At 64.6% G+C, this 20,080-nt stretch carries 24 protein-coding genes; 12 read left to right on the top strand and 12 right to left on the bottom strand.

The genetic code is table 11. From position 1 onward, the window contains the following. The first annotated feature begins 87 nt into the window (after positions 1-87). The 7 genes from FAZ11_RS04295 (at position 88) to FAZ11_RS04265 (ending at position 5,546) form a co-directional block, all read left to right on the top strand. Positions 88-1,104, top strand: a complete 1,017-nt coding sequence (locus FAZ11_RS04295) for a DUF2333 family protein (RefSeq protein ID WP_058765003.1) — start codon at positions 88-90, stop codon at positions 1,102-1,104. Continuing rightward, positions 1,104-1,655 (top strand): NUDIX hydrolase, encoded by a 552-nt coding sequence (locus FAZ11_RS04290; RefSeq protein WP_058766221.1) that lies wholly within the window; start codon positions 1,104-1,106, stop codon positions 1,653-1,655. Before FAZ11_RS04295 ends, FAZ11_RS04290 begins: the two co-directional genes overlap by 1 nt. A gap of 158 nt (positions 1,656-1,813) precedes the next feature. Next, positions 1,814-2,158: a translation initiation factor Sui1 gene (locus tag FAZ11_RS04285; RefSeq protein ID WP_058782982.1), complete on the top strand. Its 345-nt coding sequence runs from the start codon at positions 1,814-1,816 to the stop codon at positions 2,156-2,158. Between the two features lie 85 nt (positions 2,159-2,243). Further along, the gene (speA, locus tag FAZ11_RS04280; RefSeq protein ID WP_058764976.1) at positions 2,244-4,157 is read left to right on the top strand and encodes an arginine decarboxylase; all 1,914 of its coding nucleotides are present in this window, start codon (positions 2,244-2,246) and stop codon (positions 4,155-4,157) included. A gap of 63 nt (positions 4,158-4,220) precedes the next feature. Further along, a complete protein-coding gene (locus FAZ11_RS04275) occupies positions 4,221-4,475 on the top strand; it encodes a hypothetical protein (RefSeq protein WP_058764974.1) in 255 nt (84 codons plus the stop codon). Then, positions 4,472-5,035: a lipocalin family protein gene (locus tag FAZ11_RS04270; RefSeq protein ID WP_058764972.1), complete on the top strand. Its 564-nt coding sequence runs from the start codon at positions 4,472-4,474 to the stop codon at positions 5,033-5,035. Before FAZ11_RS04275 ends, FAZ11_RS04270 begins: the two co-directional genes overlap by 4 nt. A 16-nt stretch (positions 5,036-5,051) precedes the next feature. Then, positions 5,052-5,546 (top strand): YbhB/YbcL family Raf kinase inhibitor-like protein, encoded by a 495-nt coding sequence (locus FAZ11_RS04265; RefSeq protein WP_081320675.1) that lies wholly within the window; start codon positions 5,052-5,054, stop codon positions 5,544-5,546. A 160-nt stretch (positions 5,547-5,706) separates the two neighbouring features. Here the strand turns inward: FAZ11_RS04265 and FAZ11_RS04260 are convergent, their stop codons facing one another. Next, entirely contained in the window at positions 5,707-6,513 is an 807-nt protein-coding gene (locus FAZ11_RS04260; protein WP_058782983.1) for a cysteine hydrolase family protein, read from the bottom strand. A gap of 127 nt (positions 6,514-6,640) precedes the next feature. Here FAZ11_RS04260 and pip point away from each other — a divergent pair, with 127 nt between their 5' ends. The 4 genes from pip to mdoH all read left to right on the top strand — a co-directional run bounded on the left by pip (position 6,641) and on the right by mdoH (position 12,364). Then, on the top strand, positions 6,641-7,606 hold the full coding sequence (gene pip, locus FAZ11_RS04255) for a prolyl aminopeptidase (protein WP_058764967.1): 966 nt from the start codon (positions 6,641-6,643) through the stop codon (positions 7,604-7,606). Then, positions 7,603-8,040, top strand: a complete 438-nt coding sequence (gene dtd, locus FAZ11_RS04250) for a D-aminoacyl-tRNA deacylase (RefSeq protein WP_058782984.1) — start codon at positions 7,603-7,605, stop codon at positions 8,038-8,040. The genes pip and dtd overlap by 4 nt, the downstream gene beginning before the upstream one ends. 168 nt (positions 8,041-8,208) lie before the next feature. After that, complete coding sequence (locus FAZ11_RS04245; protein ID WP_058764963.1) at positions 8,209-9,774, top strand: glucan biosynthesis protein G; 1,566 nt, start codon at positions 8,209-8,211, stop codon at positions 9,772-9,774. Continuing rightward, positions 9,767-12,364 (top strand): glucans biosynthesis glucosyltransferase MdoH, encoded by a 2,598-nt coding sequence (gene mdoH / locus FAZ11_RS04240; protein WP_058773812.1) that lies wholly within the window; start codon positions 9,767-9,769, stop codon positions 12,362-12,364. Before FAZ11_RS04245 ends, mdoH begins: the two co-directional genes overlap by 8 nt. 73 nt (positions 12,365-12,437) lie before the next feature. On the opposite strand, the gene FAZ11_RS04235 is transcribed toward mdoH, so the two are convergent. From FAZ11_RS04235 to ubiE, 9 genes are all read right to left on the bottom strand, one after another. Next, entirely contained in the window at positions 12,438-13,148 is a 711-nt protein-coding gene (locus tag FAZ11_RS04235) for a 16S rRNA (uracil(1498)-N(3))-methyltransferase (protein ID WP_058773813.1), read from the bottom strand. Continuing rightward, positions 13,145-13,942 carry a twin-arginine translocase subunit TatC gene (gene tatC / locus FAZ11_RS04230; protein WP_058764956.1) on the bottom strand — a complete coding sequence of 266 codons (798 nt, stop codon included), beginning with the start codon at positions 13,940-13,942 and terminating at the stop codon, positions 13,145-13,147. Before tatC ends, FAZ11_RS04235 begins: the two co-directional genes overlap by 4 nt. Further along, entirely contained in the window at positions 13,939-14,295 is a 357-nt protein-coding gene (gene tatB / locus FAZ11_RS04225) for a Sec-independent protein translocase protein TatB (protein WP_058764954.1), read from the bottom strand. The genes tatC and tatB overlap by 4 nt, the downstream gene beginning before the upstream one ends. Positions 14,296-14,303: 8 nt before the next feature. Beyond that, the gene (locus tag FAZ11_RS04220; protein ID WP_058773814.1) at positions 14,304-14,564 is read right to left on the bottom strand and encodes a twin-arginine translocase TatA/TatE family subunit; all 261 of its coding nucleotides are present in this window, start codon (positions 14,562-14,564) and stop codon (positions 14,304-14,306) included. A 27-nt stretch (positions 14,565-14,591) separates the two neighbouring features. Continuing rightward, positions 14,592-14,924 carry a phosphoribosyl-ATP diphosphatase gene (locus FAZ11_RS04215; RefSeq protein WP_058764950.1) on the bottom strand — a complete coding sequence of 111 codons (333 nt, stop codon included), beginning with the start codon at positions 14,922-14,924 and terminating at the stop codon, positions 14,592-14,594. Continuing rightward, on the bottom strand, positions 14,917-15,318 hold the full coding sequence (hisI, locus tag FAZ11_RS04210; protein ID WP_058764949.1) for a phosphoribosyl-AMP cyclohydrolase: 402 nt from the start codon (positions 15,316-15,318) through the stop codon (positions 14,917-14,919). Before hisI ends, FAZ11_RS04215 begins: the two co-directional genes overlap by 8 nt. A gap of 133 nt (positions 15,319-15,451) precedes the next feature. Further along, on the bottom strand, positions 15,452-17,050 hold the full coding sequence (gene ubiB / locus FAZ11_RS04205; protein ID WP_058766213.1) for a ubiquinone biosynthesis regulatory protein kinase UbiB: 1,599 nt from the start codon (positions 17,048-17,050) through the stop codon (positions 15,452-15,454). After that, positions 17,047-17,682, bottom strand: a complete 636-nt coding sequence (locus FAZ11_RS04200) for a ubiquinone biosynthesis accessory factor UbiJ (RefSeq protein WP_058764945.1) — start codon at positions 17,680-17,682, stop codon at positions 17,047-17,049. The genes ubiB and FAZ11_RS04200 overlap by 4 nt, the downstream gene beginning before the upstream one ends. Next, the gene (gene ubiE / locus FAZ11_RS04195) at positions 17,682-18,452 is read right to left on the bottom strand and encodes a bifunctional demethylmenaquinone methyltransferase/2-methoxy-6-polyprenyl-1,4-benzoquinol methylase UbiE (protein WP_058773815.1); all 771 of its coding nucleotides are present in this window, start codon (positions 18,450-18,452) and stop codon (positions 17,682-17,684) included. Before ubiE ends, FAZ11_RS04200 begins: the two co-directional genes overlap by 1 nt. A gap of 150 nt (positions 18,453-18,602) precedes the next feature. Here ubiE and FAZ11_RS04190 point away from each other — a divergent pair, with 150 nt between their 5' ends. Continuing rightward, positions 18,603-18,881, top strand: a complete 279-nt coding sequence (locus tag FAZ11_RS04190; protein WP_058764942.1) for a polyhydroxyalkanoic acid system family protein — start codon at positions 18,603-18,605, stop codon at positions 18,879-18,881. A 15-nt stretch (positions 18,882-18,896) separates the two neighbouring features. On the opposite strand, the gene FAZ11_RS04185 is transcribed toward FAZ11_RS04190, so the two are convergent. Continuing rightward, positions 18,897-19,526 carry a LysE family translocator gene (locus FAZ11_RS04185; RefSeq protein WP_058773816.1) on the bottom strand — a complete coding sequence of 210 codons (630 nt, stop codon included), beginning with the start codon at positions 19,524-19,526 and terminating at the stop codon, positions 18,897-18,899. A gap of 74 nt (positions 19,527-19,600) precedes the next feature. Beyond that, positions 19,601-19,972, bottom strand: coding sequence for a gamma-butyrobetaine hydroxylase family protein (locus FAZ11_RS04180; protein WP_058764938.1), 372 nt, complete (start codon positions 19,970-19,972; stop codon positions 19,601-19,603). Between the last annotated feature and the right edge of the window lie 108 nt (positions 19,973-20,080).

Below are 20,080 nucleotides of genomic sequence, written 5' to 3'. Positions count from 1 at the left end.
GGCCTTTTCCTGGAAATCCCGGCGCAACCGGCGCCCTTGCCAGGAGTCCAAGCGCAAACCCTTTTGAAATCACGCAAGGAAATGTTCATGCGGTCGTGGAATGTGAGGTCGGGTTGGCTCCGGCTGGTGGCGGTGCTGGTGGCTATCTATCTGCTGGTCACCTTGGCGCTCGGCTGGTACTGGAGTCGCGAGCCGGACTTCTTCCCGGTACAGCAGCACGCCCAGGAAGCGGCCGCGGCCAGCGGGCGCAAGCTGGTGCTGGGCTACACCACCGTCGAGACGCTCAAGCAGGTGGCCTCCACCCTGCTCGACAAGCCGGGTGGCTACCTGTCCAACGACATCATGCCGCCGGGCGTCTGGCTCGACGACATGCCCTCCTGGGAATATGGCGTGCTGGTGCAGACCCGTGACCTGGCCCGCGCCTTGCGCAAGGACTTCGCCCGCTCCCAGTCGCAGTCCACCGAGGACGTCGACCTGGCTCAGGCCGAACCGCGCTTCAACTTCGACAACCATAGCTGGGCCATGCCCTCGTCCGAGTCGGAATACCGCGCCGGTATTGCCTCGCTGGATCGTTATCTCGCCCGCCTCGGCGGCCAGAACGTCCAGGGACAACCTACCGCCTACTTCTATTCGCGCGCCGACAACCTGCGTAACTGGCTGGGTGATGTCGAGACCCGCCTGGGTTCGCTGTCCCAGCGACTTTCCGCCAGTGTCGGCCGGGTGCGCCTGGATGCCGAGCTGCGGCCGAACCAGGACATCCCGGCCGGCCAGGTGCCGGAGGTGCACGAGCAGCGTGTCGAGACGCCCTGGCTGCAGATCGACAACGTCTTCTACGAGGCCCGCGGTCAGGCCTGGGCGCTGTCGCATATCCTGCGCGCCATCGAGGTGGACTTCGCCGATACCCTGGCGAAGAAGAACGCCACGGTGAACGTGCGCGAGATCATTCGCGAACTGGAAGCGGCGCAGCAGCCGGTCTGGAGTCCGATGATCCTCAACGGCAGCGGCTTCGGCATCCTGGCCAACCATTCGCTGGTGATCGCCAACTACATCTCTCGCGCCAATGCCGCCATCATCGACCTGCGTCAGTTGCTGGAGCAGGGCTGATGGCGGTCAGCGATCGGGAAGCGGCGCATCGCGCCGCGTCGGATCGCGAGCTCGTGGTCTGGGTAGATCGCGAGGATCGTGAACAGGGCAACCTGCCACGGGCCGAGTTGCGCGCCCGTGGCCTGATCGGTCGCTGCACCTTCATCCTGCTCTTCAATACCGCCGGAGAGTTGTGCGTGCACAGGCGTACCCTGAGCAAGGCACTCTATCCGGGCTACTGGGACGTGGCGGCCGGCGGCATGGTGGCGCCGGGGGAGAGCTATGCCGAGTCGGCCGCCCGGGAGCTGGCAGAAGAGCTGGGCGTGAGTGGCGTACCGCTGCGTGAGCATGGCACCTTCTATTACGAGGAACCGGGCAACCGCCTCTGGGGCGGGGTATTCAGCGCGTGCTGGGACGGCCCCTTGCGCTTGCAGCCGGAAGAGGTCCTGGAAGCGCGCTTCCTGCCGCCCGCGGTCGTTCTGCAGCAGGCTCGCACCCTGCCGTACTGCCCAGATTCGCTGGAAGCCCTGCGACTCGTCGTCAGTCATGCAGATGTCGCATCCCTGCCTTAATTTCTCGCATTCGTCCCTTAGCATCCGGCGGCGATGCTGCTACATTGCGCGGCCCCGGAATAGCGCGGCCCGTGCCGGCTGGCGCTACATCCAAGGTTTCCTCCAGGCGCCCGACGCCTGATGCCCGACGCCTGTCCCCACGCTGGGAGGACCGCCCCATGAGCAAGAAAACCGCATCCCTGTCGGACCTCAGCCGGCTGGTGTACGCAACCGATGTGGGGCGCATCCGCCCGGAAGAGCCCCAGGCTCCGGCACCGGCCGGCGATGGCATCGCCCGGGTCCGGCGCGAGACCAAGGGGCGTGGTGGCAAGACGGTGACCACTGTCACCGGCGTGCCATTGACGGGTGATGAACTCAAGGAGCTGGCCAGCGTGCTCAAGCGCCGCTGCGGAACCGGCGGCGCACTCAAGGATGGCGTCATCGAGATCCAGGGTGATCACGTCGACCTGTTGGTCGGCGAACTCGAGAAGCGCGGCTTCAAGACCAAGCGCTCAGGCGGCTAGGCCGTACCTTCGGGCCCCTGCGTACAACTTACCGCCCCTGCCGGCGGTCCATCCAAGCAAGATTCCTTACAGGAGATTCCCGCGAATGTCCCCACGACGCACGCGCAAAGACGATGGCAGCCAGTGGACCGTGGCGGACAGCCGCAGTGTCTATGGTATTCGCCACTGGGGCGCTGGCTATTTCGCCATCAGTGACGCTGGCAACGTGGAGGTCCGGCCCCATGGCCCGGACGGTCAAGCCATCGACCTGCACGTCCTGGTCGGCCAGTTGCGCGAGGCGGGGTTGTCCTTGCCGTTGCTGGTACGCTTCCCCGATATCCTGCAGGGCCAGGTGCGCCATCTGACGGGCGCCTTCGATCGCAACATCGAGCGACTCGACTACCAGGGCCGCTATACCGCGCTCTATCCGATCAAGGTCAACCAGCAGGAAGCGGTGGTGGAAAACATCATCGCCACCCGCGATGTCTCCATCGGCCTGGAAGCCGGCTCCAAGCCCGAGCTGATGGCGGTGCTGGCCTTGGCGCCCAAGGGTGGCACCATCGTCTGCAACGGCTACAAGGACCGCGAATTCATCCGCCTGGCCTTGATGGGCCAGAAGCTCGGCCATAGCGTCTTCATCGTCATCGAGAAGGAATCCGAGGTTCAGCTGGTGATCGAGGAGGCGGCCGAGCTCAAGGTCACGCCCCAGGTCGGCCTGCGGGTCCGGTTGTCGTCCCTGGCGTCGAGCAAGTGGGCCGATACCGGCGGCGAGAAATCCAAGTTCGGCCTTTCCGCCGCTCAGCTGCTGTCGGTGATCGAGCGCTTCCGCGCCGCCGGTCTGGAGCAGGGCGTGCGCCTGCTGCACTTCCACATGGGTTCGCAGATCGCCAACCTGGCCGACTACCGCCAGGGCTTCCGCGAAGCCATCCGTTACTACGCCGAGCTGCGCGCCCTGGGTCTGCCGCTGGATCACATCGACGTCGGCGGCGGTCTGGGTGTCGACTACGACGGTACCCATTCGCGCAACGCCAGCTCGATCAACTACGACATGGACGACTACGCCGGTACGGTGGTCGGCATGCTCAAGGAATTCTGCGACCAGCAGGAATTGCCGCATCCCAACATCTTTTCGGAAAGCGGCCGCGCCATGACTGCCCACCACGCCATGCTGGTGATGCAGGTCACCGACGTCGAGCGCCACAACGATGCCGTGCCGGCCATGGAGCGCTTCGAGGGCAAGGCCGAGGTGGTGCAGTGGTTGGCCGAGCTGCTCGGCGACACCGATCCGGAGATGGTCACCGAAACCTACTGGCGTGCCACCCAGTACGTCAGCGAGGCCGCCGCCCAGTACGCCGCCGGTACCCTGAATCTGAGCGACAAGGCCCTGGCCGAGCAGTGCTACTTCGCCATCTGCCGCCGCCTCTACAACCAGCTCAAGGCCCGCCAGCGCTCCCATCGCCAGGTGCTGGACGAACTCAACGACAAGCTGGCCGACAAGTACATCTGCAACTTCTCGGTATTCCAGAGCCTGCCCGACACCTGGGCCATCGACCAGATCCTGCCCATCGTGCCCCTGACCCGGCTGGATGAAGAGCCGGTGCGGCGCGCCGTGCTGCAGGACCTGACCTGCGACTCCGACGGCAAGATCAAGCAATACGTCGACGAGCAGAGCATCGAGACCAGCCTGCCGGTACACGAGGTGCGCGAAGGCGAGGACTACCTGCTGGCGGTGTTCCTGGTGGGTGCCTACCAGGAGATTCTCGGCGACATGCACAACCTGTTCGGCGACACCGACTCGGTGAACGTTTACCAGGACGCCGACGGCAGCGTGCGCCACGGGGGTATCGAGACCCACGACACCATCGAGGACATGCTCAGGTACGTGCACCTCTCGCCTGAGGAACTGATGACCTACTACCGCGACAAGGTCGCCAGTGCCCGTCTCACCGCTCGTGAGCGGACCCAGTTCCTCGACGCCATGCGCCTGGGGCTGACCCGCTCTTCCTATCTGGCTGGCTGACGAAGCGAACCCTGACGGCTGGGTGAGCTCTATAACCTTGCCGTCAGGATGGAGGAAAAAGGTATGAAGCTGCGCATGGCGCTTCTTCTGGCAGGCAGCCTGGCCTTGGTTGCCTGTGGCAAGGTCACCCAGGAGAACTATTCCCGGCTCAAGGCTGGGCAGACCAAGGCAGAAGTGGAGCATATCCTGGGCGCGCCTACCGAATGCGCGGGTGCCTTGGGCGTCACGACCTGCACCTGGGGGGATCGCGGTTCCTTCATCAGCGTGCAGTACCTCAATGACAAGGTGGCGATGTTTGCCGGGCAGGGCCTGCGATGAAAACCTCTACCAAGTTGTTGCTGCTAGTCGGCGCCGCGGGTCTGCTCGCGGCCTGCGCCAGTGGCCCGCGGCCGGTGCCGCCGCTCACGGCAGGTAATGTCGATCTGCAACGCTACCAGGGCCACTGGTACGAGATCGCCCGGCTGCCGATGTTCTTCCAGCGCAACTGCGCCCAGTCCGAGGCCAACTACCACGTCATGGCCGACGGCAAGCTGGCCGTGTTCAATCGCTGCCGTACTCTGGACGGCAAGGTCGAAGAAGCCACCGGCACCGCGGCACCGATCAAACCCGGTGTGACCGATCGTCTGGACGTGCGCTTCGACACCTGGTTCAGCGGCGTGCTGCCCAACATCGCCAAGGGTCCGTACTGGATCCTCTATGTCGATGACGACTACAAGACCGCCTTGGTCGGCAGTCCGGATCGCAAGTACCTCTGGGTGCTGGCCCGCAAGCCGACGATTTCTGCGGCGGAGCGTGAAAAGCTGCTGCGCATCGCCCGCGAGAAGGGCTACGACCTCAAGCGTCTCGTCTGGCGCGAGACCGACGCCAACATGCCCTGAACCCAGGAGCCTGCCCGTGAAACTCTGGACCGACGCCTTTACCGACAACGGCTTCATGCCCAAGCGCCACGAATTCGACGTCGCCGATTTCGGCGCCCACGGCGAGAACATCTCACCCGCCCTGCAGTGGTCGGATCTGCCGGCCGACACCAAGAGTCTGGCGCTGACCGTCTACGATCCCGATGCCCCCACCGGTAGCGGTTTCTGGCACTGGGTGGTGGTCAACCTTCCGGTGACCACCCAGGGCCTCGCGGAAAATGCCGGGCGCGCTGATGGTTCGGGCCTGCCGGCGGGCGCCCTGCAACTGATCAACGACTACGGCACCCGCGGCTTCGGCGGCGCGGCGCCACCCAAGGGCGACAAGCCGCACCGCTATATCTTCCAGCTGCATGCGCTCAAGGTCGAACACCTGCCGGTGCCGGCGGAAGCGACCAATGCGGTCGGCCGCTTCATGATCCACCTCAATCAACTGGCCTCGGCGACCTATACCGGACTCTACGAGATCAAGTGAGTCAGCGGACGGGCGGGCTAGGGCTTGTCCAAAAAGTCGCCGAGGGAAGGTCAGGCAAGGCAAAAATTCGTGAGGAAGCGGAGTTTACGAGTGGTAAATGAGCATTCCGAACGGATTTTTAACGCCGCATGACCGAGCGCAGGCACTTTTTGGACAAAGCCTAGAACAGCTCGTCCGTCGATGCCGCCAGCCGTACCCCGGCCGCACGCATCTCTTCCAAGAAGGCCGTGCCCTGGGCTTCGAAGCCGGGCACCGAATGACTGCAATCGGTCAGCAACACCAAATCCTGATGCCGACTCGCCGGCCAGAAACCCAGCAGGTCGCGCAGGGTGCTGGCCACGCAGTGTGACAGGGCCTCGCCGGCGACCAGCAGGGTCCCGGCCTGGGCCAGCCGCGCGATCAGTCCGGCATCCACCGAGGTCTTGGGGTCCTTCGGATCCGGCACCTCGGCACGGAGCGCCGAATAGTGCTCGGTATGGGGATTGCCGCCCTTGGCAACGAAGTCCACCAGCCGCCCGCAGGTACGGCCCCAGGCGTTGAGGGCCTGGTGCACGTCCTGCTGCACCCCATGTCCCCAGCCACCGACCAGGCAATGCTCCGGCCAGATCACCAGCCGATAGCGCCCGCCCACTTCCAGGGCCTGCACATACGCCAGGCCGCGGGCCCGTTCGGCTGGATCGCGGGTTTGCCAGCGTCCGCTGGCCACCTCGTCGGCACCTATCTGGGTGAAGGGCGCTGGCGGCTGGCCCGCAGCGTCCTGCCACCAGTGCGGGTGGGCGATGTGCAGCGGCTGGTGCGAATCCAGCGTTACATGGACCTGATCGAGTCGCGCGCCGAGGCGCTCGATCAGGCCGGCGACGCGCCTAAGGCCGGCGACCGCGCCGGGTACTGGCAGGGCAGCCCCCGGCAGATCGCAGAAATCGTTCTGGGGGTCGATCAGCAACAACTGCAGGGTGGAACGGGACATGGCGGGCTCCTCCGGCGATCAGGCAGATGGTGCGGCGCGAGCCGATACGAGGCAAGTCCAGGCGGCATGGAAACCCGGTAAGGTGCAGGTCTATGATGAAGGGGCAGACCTGCCTGTGGAGCGTGATATGTTGAATCTGTATCCGGAAATCAAGCCTTACGCCCGCCACGAGCTGGCCGTGGAAGCGCCCCACGTGCTCTACGCCGATGAGAGCGGCTCGCCCGACGGCCTGCCGGTGTTGTTCATCCACGGTGGGCCGGGTTCCGGATGCGATCGCCTCAGCCGGCGCTTCTTCGATCCCAACCTCTATCGCATCGTCACCTTCGACCAGCGCGGCTGTGGTCGCTCCACGCCCTATGCCAGCCTGGAAAACAACACCACCTGGCAGCTGGTCGAGGACATCGAGCGGCTGCGCGAGCACCTGGGCATCGAGCAGTGGGTACTGTTCGGCGGTTCCTGGGGCTCGACCCTGGCGCTGGCCTATGCCCAGCGCCATCCCGAGCGCGTCCGCGCGATGATCCTGCGCGGCATCTTTCTCTGCCGCCCGGTGGATCTGCACTGGTTCTACCAGGAGGGGGCGAGCCGGCTCTTTCCCGACTTCTGGCAGGACTACCTGCACCCCATCGCCGAAGAAGAGCGCGACGACCTGATCAACGCCTATTACCGGCGCCTGACCGGGCCGGACGAGCTGGCGCAGATGTCCGCCGCCCGCGCCTGGTCCTGCTGGGAGGGCCGCACCGCCACGCTGAGGCCCAATCCCGATGTTTTGGAGAAATTCAGCGAACATGCCCTGGCCATCGCCCGCATCGAATGCCATTACTTCGTGAACGATGCTTTCCTCGAGCCGGATCAGCTGTTGCGGGACATGCCGAAGATCGCCCATATCCCGGCGGTGATCATCCATGGCCGCTACGACATGATCTGTCCGCTGGACAACGCCTGGGCCCTGCACCAGGCCTGGCCCGGCAGCGAGCTGCAGATCATCCGCGATGCCGGCCATGCGGCGAGCGAACCCGGTATCTGCGATGCCTTGGTGCGGGCGACCGACCAGATCGCCCGGCAGTTGCTCGACCTGCCCCAGGAGGCCGAGTGAAGGCGCTGCTGCAGCGGGTCACCCGCGCCAGTGTCGAAGTCGAGGGTGCCACGGTCGGCGCCATCGGCCCCGGCCTGCTGGTGTTCGTCGGTATCGAGCCGCAGGATGACGAAGCAGCCTGTGCTCGGATGCTCAAGCGCCTGCTGGAGTACCGGGTGTTCGCCGATGGCGAGCAGCGCATGAATCTGTCGCTGCAGGACGTCGGCGGTGGGCTGTTGCTGGTCTCCCAGTTCACCCTGGCCGCCGATACCCGCAGCGGGCGGCGGCCGAGCTTTTCCACCGCCGCGCCACCCGCCCAGGGCGAGCGCCTGTTCGGGCACCTGGTGAGCCTCGCTCGCGATCTGCATCCCGAGGTTCAGACTGGCCGCTTCGGTGCCGATATGCAGGTTTCCCTGATCAACGATGGACCCGTGACATTTTTATTGTCGATTTAGTGAGGGCGCCCCTTACAGCGCCTTGCCAAGTGTCTATGATTGCGCAGTTCGAGTTTGAACGGTCGTCCAACCGGGGAATCATCCCGTCCCGGGGGAGTCGGACCACTGCCTATCCGTTTCGCGACCGCGGGTCGCCTAACGTATTCGTACGCTGATTTAGGAGGCTGCGTGTTATCCAATTCCAAAGTTAAGCTGGGCCAGCAGGGCTTTGCCCTCGTCGGGCTATCCGTCGCACTGGGCCTGTTCAGTGCTCAAGCCCTGGCTTTCAGCCTGGACGACGTGGCCGCCAAGGCCAAAGAACTCTCCGGCCAGAAATTCGTCGCGCCCAAGAGCAACCTGCCCGCATCCTTCAGCGGCATGAAGTACGCCGACTATCAGCAGATCACCTTCAATCAGGACAAGGCCTACTGGAAGGATGCCAAGACCCCCTTCCGCCTCAATTTCTATCACGAGGGTATGCAGTACAGCGTGCCGGTGAAGATCAACGAGGTCACCGCCACGGGCGTCGAGGAGATCAAGTACGATCCGTCGATGTTCAATTTCGGCAAGCTGCAGGTCGACCAGGCGCAACTCAAGGACCTCGGCTTCGCCGGCTTCAAGGTGCTCTATCCGCTGAACAAGGCGGGTAAACAAGACGAAGTCATGACCATGCTGGGCGCGAGTTACTTCCGCGTCATCGGCAAGAACCAGGTCTATGGCCTGTCCGCGCGTGGCCTGGCGATCGACACCGCGCTGCCGTCCGGCGAAGAATTCCCGCGCTTCACCGAATTCTGGATCGAGCAGCCCCAGCCGGACCGCCGCAACCTGGTGATCTACGCCCTGCTGGATTCGCCGCGGGCCACCGGCGCCTACCGCCTGGTGCTGACCCCCGGCTCGGACAGCACCGTCGATGTCGAGTCCAAGGTGTTCCTGCGTGACAACGTCAACAAGCTCGGCATCGCTCCGCTGACCAGCATGTACCTGTTCAGCCCGACCCAGCCGAGTCCCCAGGTCAACTACCGTCCGGCCCTGCACGACTCCGATGGCCTGGCCATCGCGGCGGGCAATGGCGAGTGGCTGTGGCGCCCGCTGAACAACCCCCGTCGCCTGTCGGTCAGCACCTATACCATCGAGAATCCCCGCGGCTTCGGCCTGCTGCAGCGCGGTCATCACTTCTATCAGTACGAAGACCTGGACGAGCGCTACGACAAGCGTCCCAGTGGCTGGGTAGAGCCCAAGGGCGACTGGGGCAAGGGCCGTATCGAACTGGTCGAGATCCCGACACCGGATGAGACCAACGACAACATCGTGGCCTTCTGGACGCCGGAAAAGTTGCCGGAGAAAGGCCAGTCGATCGATATGAACTATCGGATCAACTTCACCATCGACGAGCCGAAATTCCACACCAAGAATCTGGCCTGGGTGGCCCAGACCCGAATGTCCACTGGTGATGTGCGGCAGCCCAACCTGGTCCGCCAGGCCGATGGCAGCCTGGCCTATATCATCGACTTCGTCGGTCCGAATCTCGAAGATCTGCCGGACGATTCCCAAGTCGACTCCCAGGTCAGCCTGGACGCCAACGGTGAATTGGTCGATCACTCGGTGCGCTACAACCCGGTGACCAAGGGCTATCGCCTGACCTTGAAACTCAAGGTCAAGGACGCGACCAAGCCGGTGGAAATGCGCGCCAACCTCGCCCAAGGCGACAAGCCGCTCAGCGAAACCTGGACCTACCAGCTACCTGCCAATGAATAACAGTACCCGCGATACTTCGGTCGCCACTACCGGCGACTACCTCGAACACCTGCCGCTGCCCGCTGGGCAGCGGCAGGTGTTGGACACGCCGACCGACATCGAGACGCTGCACCGGCAATTGGCCGGCGCTCGGGGCGAGGGTGCCCGAGGCGCGGAAGCGGTGATCGCCTCCACCGAGGCCCGTCTCGCCGCTGGCTGGGACGATACCCTGGAAGACGGGGAACTCCTCGGCAGCGATGCCCAGGGGCGCGTCTTCATCAAGGCCACGCCGCCCATGACCCGCTCCATGATGGTGCCCGATCCTTGGCGCACCAATCCCGTGGCGCGGGGCTGGAAGCGCCTGCTCGGTCGCAAGGATCACAGCCGCTGGCAGCCCGATCCCGAGGCCGATGCCCATGCCAATTGGCGCAAGGTAGGCTCTTTCCGGCGCTTCATCCTGCTCATCCTGATGCTGGTGCAAACCGGCATCGCCACCTGGTACATGAAGGCCGTCCTGCCTTACCAGGGCTGGGCGCTGGTGGATCTCAGCGAGGTCTATCGCCAGGGCTGGGGCGAGTCCATCCGCCAGGTACTGCCCTATGTGGTGCAGACCAGCATCCTGTTGCTCTTCGCCCTGTTGTTCTGCTGGGTCTCCGCCGGCTTTTGGACCGCCCTCATGGGCTTCTGGCAACTGCTGAGCGGGCGCGACAAGTACAGCATCTCGGCCAGCTCCACCGGCACCGAGCCGATCGATCCGCAGTCCCGTACCGCCCTGGTGATGCCCATCGCCAACGAAGACGTGCCGCGGGTGTTCGCCGGTCTACGCGCCACCTATGAATCGGTCAGGGCCAGCGGCGAGCTGGAGCACTTTGACTTCTTCATCCTCAGCGACAGTAACGATCCGGACAAATGCGTGGCCGAGGAGAAGGCCTGGCTGGAGCTGTGCCGCGAGGTCGGTGGCTTCGGTCATATCTTCTACCGCCGTCGCCGCCGTCGGGTGAAGCGCAAGAGCGGCAACATCGACGACTTCTGCCGCCGCTGGGGCAGCCAGTACAAGTACATGGTGGTGCTCGACGCCGATAGCGTGATGAGCGGCGAATGCCTGGCCAGCCTGGTCCGGTTGATGGAGGCCAATCCGCGTGCCGGCATCATCCAGACCGCGCCCAAGGCGTCGGGCATGGACACCCTCTATGCCCGCCTGCAACAGTTCGCCACCCGGGTGTATGGACCGTTGTTCACCGCGGGCCTGCATTTCTGGCAGCTGGGTGAATCCCACTACTGGGGCCACAACGCCATCATCCGGGTCAAGCCGTTCATCGATCACTGCGCCCTGGCACCGCTGCCAGGCAAGGGTTCGTTCGCCGGTGCCATTCTTTCCCACGACTTCGTCGAAGCGGCGCTGATGCGGCGCTCCGGTTGGGGCGTGTGGATCGCCTACGACCTGCCGGGCAGCTACGAAGAACTGCCACCCAATCTGCTGGACGAGCTCAAGCGTGACCGCCGTTGGTGCCATGGCAACCTGATGAACTTCCGGCTGTTCCTGGTCAAGGGCATGCACCCGGTGCACCGTGCGGTGTTCCTCACCGGGGTGATGTCCTACCTGTCGGCGCCGCTGTGGTTCCTGTTCCTGGTGCTGTCCACGGCCTTGCTGGCGATCCACAAGCTGCTGGAACCCCAGTACTTCTTCCAGCCGCGGCAGTTGTTCCCGGTATGGCCGCAGTGGCATCCGGAACAGGCCATCGCCCTGTTCTCCACCACCCTGGTGCTGCTGTTCCTGCCCAAGCTGCTCAGCGTGGTGCTGATCGTCGCCAAGGGCGCCAAGGAGTTCGGCGGTGGCCTGCGGCTGTTCGTCTCCATGCTGCTGGAAATGCTCTTCTCGGTGCTCCTGGCACCGGTGCGGATGCTGTTCCACACCGTGTTCGTCACCGCCGCCTTCCTCGGCTGGTCGGTGCAGTGGAATTCGCCCCAGCGTGACGACGATGACACGCCTTGGAGCGAGGCCTTCCGCCGCCACGGCTCGCAGATGCTGCTCGGCTTGATCTGGACCGCAGGCGTGGCCTGGCTGGATCCGCGCTTCCTCTGGTGGCTGTCGCCCATCGTGGTGTCGCTGATCCTTTCGGCGCCGGTCTCGGTGATCTCCAGCCGGACCAACCTGGGCCTGGGTAGTCGTCGGCATCATCTGTTCCTGATTCCGGAAGAGTACGCCCCCCCGCGGGAGCTGGTAGCGACCGACGAGTACCTACACCTGAACAACCGCAATGCCCTGACCAAAGGCTTCCTGCGTGCCGCTGTCGATCCGGTGCTCAACGCCCTGGCCATCGGCATGGCCCGCGCACGCCACGGCAAGGTGGTGGAGCCGGCGCGACGCCTGCGCGAAGAGCGGGTGGCGCGGGTGCTGGCAGCGGGTCCGGACAAGACCAAGGGTGATGACCAGTGGCGTCTGCTCAGTGATCCGGACGGCATGGCGCAACTGCACCTGCAGGTCTGGAAGGCTGAAGAGCACCGCAATTGGCGCGAGGCCTATGCCACCCTCAGGCCGCGTTCCCACAGCGACTCGGCGGCGGATGCCGTGGCCAATCCGGCCAATCTGAATCCGCGGCCTGCCTCCTGACGAGCTAGTGTCGCGTCATGAAAAAGCCCCGCTGTCGCCAGACGCCGGGGCTTTTTCGTTAGCGCTACCGAATTCAGAAGAGGCGGGCGAGCAGGGCGGGTACGGCGTTCTCCACGCGCAGGATACGCTCACCCAGCTGGACAGGCTGCAGGCCGGCTTCCTGGAGCTTGGTGACCTCATAGGGAATCCAGCCGCCTTCCGGGCCAATCGCCAGGGTCACGGGCTCGTTCAGGGCGCGGGGGCAGGCCGGATAGTCGCCTGGATGGCCGACCAGGCCGCGCGTATTGGCGGCCAGAGCTGGTAGCCGATCCTCGACGAAGGGCTTGAAGCGTTTTTCGATCAGTACCTCCGGCAGCACCGTATCTCGTGCCTGTTCCAACCCCAGGCGCAACTGCTCCTCGATAGCAGCAGGTTCGAGAAAGGGCGTCTGCCAGAAACTCTTTTCCACCCGGTAGCTGTTGAGCAGCACCAGCCGCGCGACACCCATGGCAGCAACGGTCTGCAGTACGCGGCGCAGCATCTTGGGTCGGGGCAGGGCGAGCAGCAGGGTGAGCGGGAGCTTGGCCGGTGGCGGGTGGTCGAGGGTCACCAGCAGGCGGGCCTGAGTGGCATTGAGGGCCTCGAGCTGACCTGTGCCCATCAGCCCACCCAGCAGACCTACCCGCAGCCGATCTCCAGCCTCGGCCTGGTGCACTTCACGAAGGTGGGCGAGGCGGCGCTGATCGCGCAACAGGACCTCGCCAGCGGCCGTGAAATCGGCCGCCTCGAGCAGGATCAGATTCACGGGCGTTCGGCGGGCGGTTGTGGCTCGGGGTTGACGTCTTCAGCGTCCAAGGGGCGCTCGCGCTTCTGCACGAAGCGGCCGAACAGCAGGCCGATCTCGAACAGCATCCACATGGGCACGGCCAGCATGGTCTGGGAGAAGACGTCGGGCGGCGTCAGCAGCATGCCGACCACGAAGCAGCCGATGATGACGTAGGGTCGGATCTTCTTCAGGTAGGCGACGTCGACCACGCCGATCCAGATCAGCAGTACCGTGGCCACGGGGATCTCGAAGGCGACGCCAAAGGCGAAGAACAGCGTCAGGATGAAATCCAGGTAGGCGTTCAGATCCGGCATCATCATGGCGCCTTCCGGCGTGATGCTGCTGAAGAAGTGGAAGATGAGCGGGAACACCAGGTAGTAGGCGAAGGCCATGCCGGCATAGAACAGGATGATGCTGGAGATCAGCAGCGGGATGGCGATCTTCTTCTCGTGTCGGTACAGGCCGGGCGCCACGAAGCCCCAGACCTGGTGCAGGATCACCGGCATGGCGATGAACAGGGACACCACCAGGGTCAGCTTGAAGGGTGCCAGGAACGGCGAGGTAACGTCCGTGGAGATCATGGTCGCGCCTTCGGGCAACACGCGACGGATCGGCTCGGAGGCGAAGGCGTAGATCTTCTGGGCGAAGTAGAACAACCCGAGAAAGATCAGAAAGGTCGCCAGCACGCATCTCAGGATGCGCGTACGCAATTCGGTCAGGTGCGAGACCAGGGGCATTTCCTGGTCGTCGTGTTCGGAAGGCTTGTCGCTCATGGTGCTCTTGGCGGCGTCTGGGGCGGATCCTGCGGGCGTTCGGCAACCACGTCCTGGGGCATGGGCGGAGCAACGGTCGCAGGAGGCGTCGGGGCTTCCGGCGCGGCGGCGCTGGGCTTGGGCCGGTTGTCGCGCTGTTCCATGGAGAGGATATGCTCGTTGCGCAGTTGCTGGCGAATTTCGTCAGCACCTAGCTCCCGCTCGACCTCCTGGCGGATGTTGTTGAAGCTCCGCCGCAAGCGCCCGATCCATAGGCCCGCGGTGCGCGCCGCACCAGGCAGGCGCTCCGGACCCAGCACCAGCAGGGCGACGAACCCCACCAGCATCATCTCGGGAAAGCTGATTCCGAACATGTGGGGCCTTAGTCCTTGCGTACCACCGGCTCTTCGACCTTGCGGTGCTCGGCGTCGAAGGTCTGGGGGCGGCTCAGGGGCGCATTGGGATTGGTCGTGGTGGTGGACGGCTGCTCGGGCTTGTCGTCCTCATCGCTATGCATGGCCTTGCGGAAGCCCTTGATGGCTTCGCCGACGTCGGAGCCGAGGTGCTTCAAGCGCTTGGTGCCGAAGACGACCACCACGACGAGCAAGATGACGAGCCAGTGTTTCCAGTCGAAGATACCCATGGTTTTTCCTCGTTGCGAAGCTTGGGGTCAGGATTGAGTGCGGGCTGCCTTTTCGGCGTGCCCGGAGAGGCCGAAGCGGCGGTCCAGCTCGTCCAGCACGGCCTGCGGGTGCTGGCCGAGCGCCGAGAGCATGATCAGGCTGTGGAACCAGAGGTCGGCGGTCTCGTAGATGAGATCGTCGCACTGACCGCTGACGGCGGCATCCTTGGCGGCAAGAATGGTCTCGACGCTTTCCTCGCCGACCTTTTCCAGGATCTTGTTCAGACCCTTGTGGTAGAGGCTGGCCACGTAGGAGGAGTCCGGTGCGGCCTGCTTGCGTTCTTCCAGCACCTGCGCGAGGCGCGCGAGGGTGTCAGTCATGGCTGTGACCTCCGGCATAGATGGCGCTGGGGTCCTTGCGCACGGGATCGACGATTTCCCACTGGCCGTCGCGCAGTACGCGATAGAAGCAGCTTTCCCGGCCCGTGTGGCAGGCGATGCCACCGAGCTGTTCCACCTGCAGCACCACCACGTCGGCATCGCAATCCAGGCGCAGCTCCAGCACGCGCTGGATATGCCCGGATTCCTCGCCCTTGCGCCACAGTCGGTTGCGCGAGCGCGACCAGTAGACGGCACGCCCTTCGGCGGCGGTCAGGGCCAGGGATTCGCGGTTCATCCAGGCCATCATCAGGATACGCCCCGTGGCGGGGTCCTGGGCAATGGCCGGTACCAGGCCATCGCTGTTCCAGTGGATCTCGTCTAGCCAGTCGCTCATCGGTCTGTTCAGCACTACGAATTAGGGTACCAGCCTCGCACAAGACGCATCTCGAATACAGCGGCAGGGTACCAGTGGCAGAGGGCGTGTATTGCACCCAATGAATAGGCGGCGCGCAACAGCTTAAAGGAGTTCAGCGCCTGATCACCAGAACCAGGCCGCCGACCAGCATGGCCCAGGCGGGCCAGGCCTGAGCGTGGGGCTCCAGCCCTAGTTGGGTGGCGCCGACCAGCAGGACCGCGCCGATCACCCGGACGACCCAGTCGTCGTTGCGGCTGCCCCAGGGATTGGGCGGGTCCTTGCGGTGCGGCTGGGTGATCCGTTCCAGGGTATCGCGCGCCATCTGCGCCAGGTGCGGGATCTGCTCCAGTTGCTGCTGGATGTTGCGGGCGATCTGCGGCGGGCTGAGCCGCTTGCGCATCCACTTTTCCAGATAGGGCTTGGCGGTGGACCAGAGGTCCAGGTCCGGATAGAGCTGGCGACCCAGGCCTTCGATGTTGAGCAGGGTCTTCTGCAGGAGCACCAGTTGTGGCTGGATCTCCATGTTGAAGCGGCGGGCCACCTGGAACAGCCGCAGCAGCAGCTGGCCGAAGGAGATGTCCTTCAGTGGCTTCTCGAAGATGGGTTCGCAGACGGTACGGATGGCCGCCTCGAGTTCGTTGACCTGGGTGTTGGCCGGCACCCAGCCGGAGTCGATGTGCAGCTGGGCGACCTTGCGGTAGTCACGCTGGAAGAAGGCCCAGAGGTTACGCGCCAGGTAGTCCTGGTCCTCGGGGGTCAGGCTGCCGATGATGCCGCAGTCCACCGCGATGTAGAGCGGGTCCCAGGGCTTGGCGGTACTGACGAAGATGTTGCCGGGGTGCATGTCGGCATGGAAGAAGCTGTCGCGGAATACCTGGGTGAAGAAGATTTCCACCCCGCGCTCGGCCAGCAGCTTGAAGTCGGTCCCCTGGTCGCGCAGCGCGGCCAGATCGGTCACCGGAATGCCGTAGATGCGCTCCATGACCAGCACCCGCTCGCGGCACCAGTCCCAGTAGATCTGCGGCACATAGAGGCGCTCGGAGCCCTCGAAGTTGCGCCGCAGCTGGCTGGAGTTGGCGGCTTCGCGCAGCAGGTCGAGTTCGTCGTAGATGGTTTTTTCGTAGTCACTGACCACGTCCATCGGATGCAGCCGGCGCGCTTCCGCGGAGAGCTTTTCAGCGGTACGGGCCAGCAGGAACAGCCAGGCGATGTCCTGGCTGATGATGCCTTTCAAACCGGGGCGTACCACCTTGACCACCACTTCCTCGCCAGTGCGCAGCTGAGCGGCGTGCACCTGGGCCACCGAGGCCGAGGCCAGCGGCTGATGGTCGAAGCGGGCGAAGGCCTGTTGCAGTGGCACCCCGAGCTGGGACTCGATGAGCGCCACGGCCTTTTCCGGGGGAAAGGGTGGCACCTTGTCCTGCAGGAACATCAGCTCGTCGGCGATATCTTCGGGCATCAGGTCGCGCCGGGTGGAAAGGATCTGACCGAACTTGATGAACACCGGCCCCAGGCCTTCCAGGGCCAGGCGCAGCCGGGCGCCGCGCGGCAGGGTCTTGCTCGGGCGCGGCAGCCAGCGCCAGGGCATGAAGTAGCGGGTGGCGCGCAGGTACCAGGGCAGTGGCAGGGCGAAGACGATATCGTCGAGCCGATAGCGGATGACCACGAAGAGGATCCGCAGCAGGCGGCTGAGAGCAGCGAACAGCTTCATTCGTCGGGGTTATCCCTGGCGTTGCGGGCAGCGCCCAGGCGGTCGAGACGGGCTTCGAGGCGGTCCACGTCCAGGCGCAGGGCATCGATTTCGGCGAAGCGAGCTTCGCCTTCGAGACGACCGACGAGATGGCGGCTTTCCTCGTTCAGCCAGTTGGACAGCGTCAGTTGCAGACTGTCGCGACCCTGCTGGCCGAGTGCTTGACCACGGCGTGCCAGATCGCCCAGCAGGGCTGCCGGCAGCGGCCCCAGCCAACGGCTGACCTCGTGCTGCCAATCCAACTCCAGGTTTTGCAGGATGTCGGCCAGCTCGATCAGCAGGGTGCTGTCACCTTCCAGGCGTACGTCCGGCTGGTGCAATACGCGCTGCTTGTCACGGGCGAGAGCCAGCTCGGCCAGGCGCGTCGCCGGGGCACTCAGGGTGCAGTCGATGTCGCCCTCGTGATGGGCGGCAAAGTGCAGGCCGTCACCCGCCGGCAGGACATAGAGGCGCAGGCTGGGCTGCCGGGCCTGCACGGCTATGACGCGACCGGTCAGGCCTGCCAGGCGCGGCAGGGCCACCGGGTCGAGTGCCAGCAAGGGATTCAGGCCGCGCTCGAGCGCGGCCAGCAACGCCTGGGTGACGAGCGCCATCAGGGTTTGATACCCCGATGCAGGGCAACCACGCCGCCGGTCATGTTGTGGTAGGAGACACGGGCGAAGCCGGTTTCCTCCATCATGGCCTTGAGGGTCTGCTGGTCGGGGTGCATGCGGATGGATTCGGCCAGGTAGCGATAGCTGTCGGCGTCACCGGCCACCAGCTTGCCCATCAGCGGCAGGAAGCCGAAGGAGTAGGCGTCATAGGCCTTGGAGACCAGCGGATTGGTGGGCTTGGAGAATTCCAGCACCAGCAGCCGGCCACCGGGCTTGAGCACGCGCAGCATGGAGGCCAGGGCCTGGTCCTTGTGGGTGACGTTGCGCAGGCCGAAGGCGATGGTGATGCAGTCGAAGTGGTTGTCGGGGAAGGGTAGCTTCTCGGCGTCCGCCTGGACGAAGCGCACGTTGCTGGTTACGCCTTCGTCGAGCAGACGATCGCGGCCAACCTTGAGCATGGAGTCGTTGATGTCGGCCAGGACCACCTCGCCGGTGGGGCCGACCAGACGGGCGAACTGCTTGGTCAGGTCGCCGGTACCGCCGGCGATGTCCAGCACCCGATTGCCCCGGCGCACGCCGGAGAGTTCGATGGTGAATCTCTTCCACAGCCGGTGGATACCCGCCGACATCAGGTCGTTCATCACATCGTACTTGGCGGCCACCGAATGGAAGACTTCCGCGACCTTGTAAGCCTTCTGGCTTTCCGGAACGCTCTGGTAGCCGAAGTGGGTCTGGGATTCGGCCTCGGGGCCTTTGCGCGGATCGCTCATGGGGCTACACCTGGGACAGGGACAAGAGGGCATTCTAGCAGGCCGATCGCCCGGCTTGCCTGGCTAAAACCTGGCTGACCGCTCGGTTCTCGCGATTGGCGACGCAGCGGGCCCTCGCTATAGTCAGGGCCCCTTATCCGGAGTTCCCCGATGTCCCAGATCACCATCGAACGCAGCCACTCGCTCGGCCTGGAAAGCGTGCGCCAGAAGACCGACCAACTGGCCGAGAAACTCACGCGTGACTATGGCGTGGCCTGCACCTGGGAAGGCGACACCCTGAAGTTCGCCCGCAGTGGCGTGGATGGCCGGATCGAGGTGGCGGAAGACCGCGTGCGGGTCGCGGCCACCCTGGGGATGATGTTCTCGATGCTCAGCGGCCAGATCGAGAAGGAGATCGAGCGTAAGCTGGACAAGGCCCTGGCGAGCTGAGCCGGGGCGCGCTTTTTAGCGTGAGCTTTCAGCCAGTAGACGTGCGCCCACTAGACCTAGCACCGCGCCGGTAAAGCGATCGATCCCGCCTTTTGCGCGTAAGTAGAGCGCCTGCGGGCGCTGTGCGGAAAAAGCTAGCGCAATGACTGCGTACCACCCAGCTTCCAGCGCCATGACCAGCGGCGGCAGGACGAGCAGTACCCAATTGGGCGTCGAGGGTGGCACCAGGGAGGCGAAGACGCTGACATAGACGACAGCGGTCTTGGGATTGCTCAATTGAGTGAGCAGGCCCAGCCAAAGGGCTCGTCCCGAGCTCATCGAGGTGTTCGCCGCCGTGCCGGCAATTGCCAGTGGCCGGCTGGCTCCGCGCCAGATCCGCCAGCCCAGATACAGCAGGTAGAGACCGCCCGCGATGCGCAAGAGGCCATAGAGCCATTCGACACTTACCAGAAGGGCGGTCAAACCCAGCAGTGCCAGGGCCGCAAAGAGCGCGGCGCCAAGTCCCATGGCCAGGGCGGCTGCCAGGGCGCTACGGCGCGAAGACTCCAGGGCGATACGGGAAATCAGGATGAAGCTGGGACCAGGGCTCATGGCGCCGATCAGCAGCGTGCCCAGGACGGCGGCGAGAATCAGGCTCGATGACATGGGAAAGCCCTGTCAGGACGGACACTGGCACGTTAACGCGAGCACAGTCGGTCGGCAATGTTGTTCCAACTGCCTCAGAGCATCAGCTTGACCGCGCTGACATGCGGATCCCGCGTCTTGCCGGCGCGGGCCAGTTTTTCTAGGTAGTCGGCCCACAGTTGGTCGCGACGAGTGCCGAGTTCGTAGAGATAGTCCCAGCTGAACAGACCGCTGTCGTGGCCGTCGTCGAAGGTCAGCTTGATGGCGTAGCGTCCGGCCGGTTCCACGGCGGTGATACCGACGTTTTGTTTGCCGAATTGCAGCACCGGATTGCCGTGTCCCTGGACCTCCGCCGAAGGCGAGTGCACCCGCAGGAATTCGGCGGGCAGCTCGAAGGTTTCCGCACCATAGCTGACGCTGAGGGTCTTCGAGGCCTTGTGGAGCTGGATGGCGGTGGGGGTGCGCATGTTGTGTTCTCTGGGCGGCGTTTCAGTCTATACCTGAGGCCATCGCGGCCCTAACGGTCCGCCGCTGCGGCCGTTCCTACAGGCCGCCGTAGGTTGGGTTGAGCGCAG

The sequence above is a fragment of the Pseudomonas rhizoryzae genome, from assembly GCF_005250615.1.
GTDB lineage: Bacteria > Pseudomonadota > Gammaproteobacteria > Pseudomonadales > Pseudomonadaceae > Chryseomonas > Chryseomonas rhizoryzae.
The sequence above is the reverse complement of the archived record's forward strand: the minus strand, read 5'-3'. Positions and strand labels throughout refer to the sequence as shown.